Here is a 7548-nt window from a genome sequence, read left to right as displayed (position 1 = left end):
TGACAACGGCGTCTGTGCCCGCATCGGGCACGAGCAAGGCACGGGTCGGAGTCCAGCGCTTCGGCACGTTCCTGTCCGGCATGATCATGCCGAACATCCCGGCTCTGATCGCGTGGGGCATCTTCACGGCGTTCTTCATCGAGAAGGGCTTTACTCCCAACGCCGACCTCGTGACCATAGTCGGCCCCTTCATCCACTACCTGCTGCCGATCCTGATCGCCTACACGGGTGGCAACATCGTCTACGGCATCCGGGGCGGCGTGGTCGCATCGATCGCGACCATGGGTGCGATCGCCGGCTCCGACCTGCTGATCGCGCAGATCAACGCCGACCTGCCCGCCGACAACCAGCTGGGCCAGGTGCACATGTTCATCGGCGCGATGATCATGGCCCCGATCGCCGCCTACTCGATGAAGTGGCTCGACAGCCTGTGGGAAGGGAAGATCCGGGCGGGCTTCGAGATGCTCGTCAACATGTTCTCGGCCGGCATCTGGGGCTTCGTCATGGCCGTCGTCGGGTTCTATCCCGTCGCCTGGCTGGTGAACGGCCTCATGCAGATCCTCAGCAACGCGGTGAACTGGCTGGTCGAGGCGAACCTGCTGCCGCTCACGAGCATCCTCATCGAGCCGGCGAAGGTCTTCTTCCTCAACAACGCCATCAACCACGGTGTGCTGACGCCGCTCGGTATCCAGCAGGCGACCGAGCAGGGATCGTCCATTCTCTTCCTGCTCGAGGCGAACCCTGGGCCTGGCCTCGGACTGCTGCTCGCGTTCACGTTCTTCGGCATCGGCGCCGCTCGCGCCTCTGCTCCCGGAGCGGCGCTCATCCAGTTCGTCGGCGGCATCCACGAGGTGTACTTCCCGTACGCACTGATGAAGCCGATCCTGATTCTCGCCCTCATTGGCGGAGGCATGACCGGTGTCACGACCAACATGCTGCTGGGCGGTGCGCTGCGCGCGCCGGCCGCACCCGGCAGCATCATCGCCGTGCTCGCGCAGACGGCGCAGGGGGCGTACTTCGCGGTGATCCTCTCGGTCGTCCTGTCGGCCGGTGTCACGTTCCTGATCGCCGCACTCATCCTCCGGGCCTCGCGCAAGCGCGACCTGGCGGCGATGGCGGCGACCGACGACGCCTTCGGCGCGGCGATCACGCAGACCGAGGCCGCGAAGGGCAAGTCGTCCGACGCACTCGCGGGCCTGCGGGGCGGCGCCGCCACCGGAGCGGACGGGGGCATCGAGCCGGCGACGATGACCGAGCGCGAGATCAAGAACATCGTGTTCGCGTGCGACGCCGGCATGGGCTCGTCCGCCATGGGCGCGAGCGTGCTCCGCAACAAGATCAAGAAGGCGGGCATCGAAGACGTCACAGTCGTCAACAAGGCGATCGCCGCGCTGGATGCCTCGGCCGACCTGGTCATCACGCAGAACCAGCTCACCGACCGGGCGCGGCAGAAGACGCCGAACTCCGTGCACGTCTCGGTGGACAACTTCATGAACTCGCCGCGATACGACGAGGTCGTGGACCTGGTGCGCTCGCAGCACGAGGATGGGGCGTAGCTGAGACCGCGGTGGGGCCGGGCGGGCGCTTCATGCCCCCGGCCCCATCGCCCTCGCTCCGGTCGCGCACGCCGCGGCCGGCGTGAACGCCGGGGGCGGCATCCGTCCACCGGGCAAGACGAGTGACGACGACAGACGAGACAACGGCGAAAGGCGAAGACATGGCACGTGAGGTTCTGAGCATCGGCCAGGTGCGCATCCACTCCGGGAGCGCGACGCGCAATGAGGCGATGAAGGAGGCCGCCGACATCCTGCAGGCCGCCGGCGCGGTCACCGGCGCGTACTACGACGCCATGCTGCAGCGCGAGCAGACCGTGTCGACATACATGGGCAACGAGCTGGCGATCCCCCACGGGACGAACGAGACGAAGGGCGAGATCCTCGAATCCGCGCTGTCGGTCGTGCGCTACGACGGCGGCGTCGACTGGGACGGCAACCCGGTGACGTTCGTGGTCGGCATCGCCGGAAAGGGCGACGAGCACCTCGAGATCCTCTCCCAGATCGCCATCCTCTTCTCCGACGAAGACGACGTCGCCCGCCTCAAGCAGGCGCAGACGCCCGAAGAGCTGTTCGGCCTGGTGTCTGCGGTGGGCGTCTGATGAAGGCCGTCCACTTCGGCGCCGGCAACATAGGCCGCGGCTTCGTCGGGCTTCTCCTGCACGAGGGCGGGTACGAGCTCGTGTTCTCGGATGTCGCGGCACCGCTCGTCGACGCGATCAACCACGCGTCCCGCTACACGGTGCACGAGGTGGGCGAAGGCGGCCGCGACACGGTCGTCACCGGCTTCCGGGCGATCAACAGCGCCGAGCATCCTGAGCTCGTCGTGGAGGAGATCGCCGGCGCCAACGTCGTCACGACCGCTGTCGGACCGACGATCCTGAAGTTCGTGGCGCCGCACATCGTCGGGGGGCTGGCGCTCCGCGATCCGTCCAGTCCGCCGCTGCAGATCATGGCGTGCGAGAACGCGATCAACGCCACCGACCTGCTCCGCGACGAGATCAAGGCGCTCGCCGGCGATGCCTGGGACGCACTCGCCTCGCGCGCCGTGTTCGCGAACACCGCCGTCGACCGCATCGTGCCCGGTCAGCCCGAGGGCGGCGGCGTGGACGTGACCGTCGAGCCGTTCTTCGAGTGGGCGATCGAGCGGCCGCCGTTCGGCGACGACCCTCCCCGCATCCCCGGCGCCCACTTCGTGGACGACCTCGAGCCGTACATCGAGCGCAAGCTCTTCACCGTCAACACCGGGCACGCCGCGACGGCGTACTTCGGCGCCCAGGCGGGGGTCGAAGGCATCGCGCAGGCGCTCGCCGATCCGGCCCTGGCGGCACGGGTGGAGGCGGCGCTCGAAGAGACCTCGGCACTTCTCGAGGCCAAGCACGGACTGGATGCCGAGTCCCTGGCGGCGTATCGCGCCACGATCCTGAGCCGCTTCCGCAACACCGCCCTCCCCGACACCGTGTGGCGCGTGGGCCGCCAGCCGCTGCGCAAGCTGTCGCGGCACGAGCGGTTCGTCGGACCCGCCGCCGAAGCCGCCGAGCGCGGTCTCGCCGTCGATGCGCTGGTCGCCGCGATGGGTGCGGCGCTGGCCTTCGACGACACCGAGGACGCCCAGTCGGTGGACCTGCAGCGGATGCTGCGGGAGCAGGATGCCGCCGCCTTCACGGCATCCGTCACGGGCCTCGAGCCGCATCATCCGCTGTTCCCGAAGGTCGAGGCGGTCGTCGCGGCACGCCAGGCCGAGCTCGCGGGCTGACCGAGCTCGCAGGTTGAATCGCTCTCGTCGGTCTACGCTCGACCGGTGACCCCGAGCGCCCCGTCCGCCGAGCCCGCACCCCACGCCGAGAGTGGATCGGGCGCAGCGGCCTCACCGACGCCTAGGCCTCGTCGGCGGGGCCTGCGCGTCCTGTGGTGGATCCTCGGCTCGCTGGCGGCCGTCATTGTGCTCGGCATCGTCGGCATCGTGATCTGGAGCCAGGTCGGCGTCATGGCAGCCGAGCCGGAGCCCCTCGCCGACGTGCGGTCGAACACCGCCATCGAGATCACCGACACCGACGCGGGCATCGTGCTCTCGCCCGCGGGCGAGTCGGCCGACGTCGGCCTGGTCTACGTGCCCGGCGCGAAGGTCGACCCCTGGGCGTATGCCGACAAGCTCTCGGGTCTCGTCGCGGACGACGGCGTCACGGTGGTCATCACGAAGCCCTGGCTGAACCTCGCGTTCTTCGACCTGCGGCCGCTGTCGGCCTTCACCGACCTCGCGCCCGGCATCGACACCTGGCTCGTCGGTGGCCACTCGCTCGGCGGCGTGCGGGCCTGCCAGCTGGCGACGGATGCCGACGGCCTCGCCCTCTTCGGCTCCTACTGCGCGAACGACCTGTCGGCGTCCGGCCTGCCGGTGATCAGCGTGGCAGGCAGCGAGGACGGGCTGTCGACACCGGAGAAGATCGCCGATGCGCGACCCCTCCTTCCCGGTGACGCGGAGATGCACGAGATCGAGGGCGCGAGCCACGCCTCCTTCGGCGATTACGGCCCGCAGCCGGGCGACGGCACCCCGACCATCTCGGACGAGGACATGCGCGACCAGCTCACCGAGCTTGTGGGGCCCTTCGCCCTCGCCACCGCCGGTCGCTGACCGAACGGGCGGCGTCGCCCGGCGGGCCGGCGGACGGCGCCGACGGGACGGCGGACGGCGAGACGCGGCCGGGCCACCGGGTGCCGCCGCCTAGACTGGAATCCCGTGACCGTCATCCTCGCGGCGATCGCGGCCTTCGTCGCTGCGGTCATCCAGCGCATCACCGGCCTCGGCTTCGTCCTGGTGCTCGTGGGCCCCATCGTCCTCCTCTACGGACCGGTGGAGGGCGTCACCCTCGGCGTGCTGCTGGCGCTCGTCGCGTCGCTGACCGCGATCCCGCTGGTGTGGCGCCAGATCGACTGGGCGCGTTCGTGGTGGCTCATCTGGCCCGGAATCGTGGCCGCGCCGTTCGGCGCCCTGCTCGTGCGTCTCCTCCCGGACGCTGCCCTGCTGCTGCTCATCGCCGCGATGGCTTATCTCGCGCTGCTGGCGGGGCGCATCTCCGCGCTCTCCGCATCGCTGAGCGGGCGCATGGGTGCCGTCTTCTCGGGTTCCGCCGCCGGCTTCATGCACGTCGCGAGCGGCCTATCCGGTCCACCGCTGGCCGCCTACGCGGTGGGCGACCGCTGGCCGCAGCGCAGCTTCGCGGCCAGCACCCAGCTGATCTTCGCCGTGTTCGGCGTCGTCTCGGTGGCGCTGCGGGGGCTTCCCGTCTCCCCGGTCGAGGATGTCGGCACGCTGGTCATCGCGACCATCGCCGGCATCGCGATCGGCACGATCCTCTCCCGCAACGTCTCACCGCGGATCGCCCGCGCGGCCATGCTCGCGCTCGCCTGGGCCGGAGCGACGGTGGTGCTGGTGCGCGGCATCCTGGCAGTGTTCATGTGACGGCCGCCGACGGCTGACGGTCGCCGGATTCGCCTGCAGCACCGGGATCACGCGCCGATTTCGGTTGATGCTGCTTCACGCTTAGTGTTCTGTCGGCGGAATCGTCACGCCGGCACGAGGACGTGCGCATCGACGAACGTGAGGACCAATGAGCGACCACCGCTACGCCATCATCGGCGCCGGGCCATCGGGGCTGTCGGCAGCCCGCGCCCTGCAGAAGGCCGGGATCGACTTCGACGGCTTCGAGGCGTCACGTGGTGTCGGCGGTCTGTGGGACATCGAGAATCCGCGCTCGACCATGTACGACTCGGCGCACCTCATCTCGTCGCGCACCACGACGGAGTTCGCCGAGTTCCCCATGCGCACCGCGGCGGACTATCCGAGCCACCGTGAGCTGATCGCCTACTTCCGGGACTTCGCCGATCACTTCGGGCTGACCGAGCGCTTCCGCTTCGACACGAGGGTCACGTCGCTCGAACGCACGGAAGACGGGGTCTGGATGCTGCGGGCCACCGGCCCCACCGGCACCGCCGGTGACGCGGGTGAGCCGACGCAGCAGCGCTACGACGGGGTGATCCTCGCCAACGGCACACTCGCGGAGCCGAACGTCCCGGCGTTCCGCGGCGAGTTCACCGGCGAGCTCCTGCACACCAGCGCCTACAAGTCCGCCACCCAGCTGACCGGCAAGCGCGTGCTCATCATCGGCGCCGGCAACTCCGGCTGCGACATCGCCGTCGACGCCGTGCACCACGCGGCATCCGTCGACATGAGCGTGCGACGCGGCTACTACTTCGTGCCGCGGTATCTCTTCGGCAAGCCGTCCGACACGCTCAACCAGGGGCGGCCTCTGCCCGCTCGCCTGAAGCAGTTCGTCGACACGCGGGTGCTGCGCGCCTTCACCGGCGACCCGGTGCGGTTCGGCTTCCCCAAGCCCGACTACAAGATCTACGAATCGCACCCGATCGTCAACACGCTCATCCTCAACCACCTCGGCCAGGGCGACCTGCGCATCGTGCCCGACATCGACCGCTTCGACGGCCGTACCGTCCACTTCCGCGACGGTTCGTCGGGCGAGTACGACACCGTGCTCCTCGCGACCGGCTACAAGCTCGACTACCCGTTCGTCGATCGCAGCGCGCTCGCCTGGAGCGGCATGGCGCCGCGCCTCTTCCTCAACGCGTTCACCCCGTCGTTCAACGGGCTGTACGTGATGGGCATGATCGAGGCGTCGGGAATCGGCTGGCAGGGACGCTACGAGCAGGCGGAGCTCATCGCGGCCTACCTCGCGGCGCTCGAGCGCCACCCTCACCGCGCCGCGGCCTTCCGCAGAAGGGTCACGAGCGAACCGTGGCCGGACCTGACCGGCGGCTACCACTACCTCGGCCTCGAACGCATGTCGTACTACGTCAACAAGGACGCCTACCGCGGCGCCGTCCGCGCTGCCACGCAGGCATTGAGGACGGATGCCGCCTCCCGGCCGTCGCGGCGGAGCCGCCTGGTCCGCAAGAGCGCCGGCGTGCAGGGCGCAGGCGCGCAGGGCGCAGGTGCGCAGGGCGGCGGTTCACACGCCGCCGAGAAGAAGGTGACGGCGTGAACCCGGACGACGTCCTCCTCAGCTTCAATCCCGGGACGCTCGTCATCCTCAACGTGGTGCTCGGGCTCATCATGTTCGGCATCGCGCTCGACACGACGCTCGACGACTTCAAGGTCGTCGCCCGCAAGCCCAAGCCCTTCGTCATCGCGATCCTGGCTCAGCTCGTCGTGCTGCCGGCGGTGACCTTCGGGCTCACTCTGATCCTGCCCGTGACACCGTCGATGGCGCTCGGCATGATCCTCGTGGCCTGCTGCCCGCCGGGCAACATCTCGCAGGTGCTCACGCACCGCTCCGGCGGCAACGTGGCGCTGTCGGTGTCGATGACGGCGGTGTCGAACCTCATCTACATCTTCGTGCTGCCTCTCTCCGTCGCATTCTGGGGCTCGCTGCACCCGACGGCACGCGACCTGCTCGTCGCGGTCGAGCTCAATCCGTGGTCGATGCTCGGCGACATCCTGCTCATCATCGGCGTGCCGTTCGCCCTCGGCCTCTTCATCCGCAACCGGTTCCCGGTCTTTGCCGGCAGAGTCCAGCCGTGGGTGAAGTGGTTCTCGCTGATCGCGCTCGTCGGCTTCATCGTGGCCGCGCTCGCGGGCAACTGGACCTACTTCGTGGCGTTCCTCGGCATCATCGTGCTCGTCGTCACCATCCACGACGCCGTGGCGCTGGCCATCGGCTACACGACCGCCGTGGTCGGCGGTCTCGGCACCCGCGAGCGCAAGGCGATGACGTTCGAGGTCGGCATCCGCAACGCGGGTCTCGGCCTCGGGCTCGTGTTCGCGTTCTTCGGCGGCCTCGGCGGCATGGCGATCGTGGCCGGCTGGTGGGGCATCTGGGACATCATCGCCGGCCTCGCCGTCGCCGCCCTCTGGGCGCGCCACACGAAGCGCCGCACAGGCTCGGCCCAGGGCGACGCCTCCCGCCACGCGGTGCGGAGCGCG

7 protein-coding genes are annotated in these 7548 nt (G+C 69.5%); all 7 read left to right on the top strand.

What is annotated here, in order from left to right:
- Positions 1–1556 (top strand): PTS mannitol transporter subunit IIBC (locus VIP82_RS16540; protein ID WP_414684692.1); only part of this gene is annotated, 1556 nt, incomplete at its 5' end.
- Positions 1557–1717: 161 nt separating this feature from the next.
- Positions 1718–2155, top strand: a complete 438-nt coding sequence (locus tag VIP82_RS16535; protein ID WP_331910571.1) for a PTS mannitol transporter subunit IIA — start codon at positions 1718–1720, stop codon at positions 2153–2155.
- A complete protein-coding gene (locus tag VIP82_RS16530) occupies positions 2155–3309 on the top strand; it encodes a mannitol-1-phosphate 5-dehydrogenase (protein ID WP_331910569.1) in 1155 nt (384 codons plus the stop codon). Before VIP82_RS16535 ends, VIP82_RS16530 begins: the two co-directional genes overlap by 1 nt.
- Before the next feature lie 45 nt (positions 3310–3354).
- Positions 3355–4185, top strand: a complete 831-nt coding sequence (locus tag VIP82_RS16525) for an alpha/beta hydrolase (RefSeq protein WP_331910567.1) — start codon at positions 3355–3357, stop codon at positions 4183–4185.
- Between the two features lie 105 nt (positions 4186–4290).
- Positions 4291–5013 carry a TSUP family transporter gene (locus VIP82_RS16520; RefSeq protein ID WP_331910565.1) on the top strand — a complete coding sequence of 241 codons (723 nt, stop codon included), beginning with the start codon at positions 4291–4293 and terminating at the stop codon, positions 5011–5013.
- Positions 5014–5161: 148 nt separating this feature from the next.
- Entirely contained in the window at positions 5162–6607 is a 1446-nt protein-coding gene (locus tag VIP82_RS16515; RefSeq protein ID WP_331910563.1) for a flavin-containing monooxygenase, read from the top strand.
- Positions 6604–7548 (top strand): bile acid:sodium symporter family protein (locus VIP82_RS16510; RefSeq protein WP_331910561.1); only part of this gene is annotated, 945 nt, incomplete at its 3' end. The genes VIP82_RS16515 and VIP82_RS16510, both read left to right, overlap by 4 nt.

This window comes from Microbacterium sp. (genome assembly GCF_036566905.1).
GTDB lineage: Bacteria > Actinomycetota > Actinomycetes > Actinomycetales > Microbacteriaceae > Microbacterium.
Note: the sequence above shows the minus strand (reverse complement) of the source record. Positions and strands in the feature narration are given on the sequence as shown.